Origin of the sequence: Halomonas sp. SIMBA_159 (assembly GCF_046536035.1) — a bacterium.
Classification (GTDB): domain Bacteria; phylum Pseudomonadota; class Gammaproteobacteria; order Pseudomonadales; family Halomonadaceae; genus Vreelandella; species Vreelandella venusta_A.
The window spans coordinates 1-288 of sequence record NZ_JAWJBT010000328.1 but is presented as its reverse complement, the minus strand read 5'-3'; the positions used below and the strand labels follow the sequence as shown (position 1 = coordinate 288).

The 288-nt window shown below is 62.2% G+C and carries 1 protein-coding gene; it reads right to left on the bottom strand.

Going from position 1 to position 288, the window contains the following annotated elements:
• The coding region (locus R0J87_RS19485) for a carbonic anhydrase (RefSeq protein ID WP_498888309.1) at positions 1-288 on the bottom strand (288 nt) is incomplete at both ends.

Sequence of the window (288 nt, the reverse complement as noted above, 5' to 3'; positions counted from 1 at the left end):
CGCGATGAATTCTGGCGAGTGAACAGAGCGGCGCGATACGACGATTTACGTGCGGCAGGCTCGGGTCGGGCGGCAACAACGAGGCACGCACGCCACCGCAACCATAATGGCCGCAGACGATCACATGACCGACCTTGAGCACGCGCACTGCATATTCGAGGACGCTCGCGGAGTTGTCGTCGTCGGGACGGAACAGGTTGGCGATATTGCGGTGTACGAACAGGTCGCCAGGCTCGCAGTGCGTGATTGTTTCGGCCGGCACGCGGCTATCGGAGCAGCCGATCCACA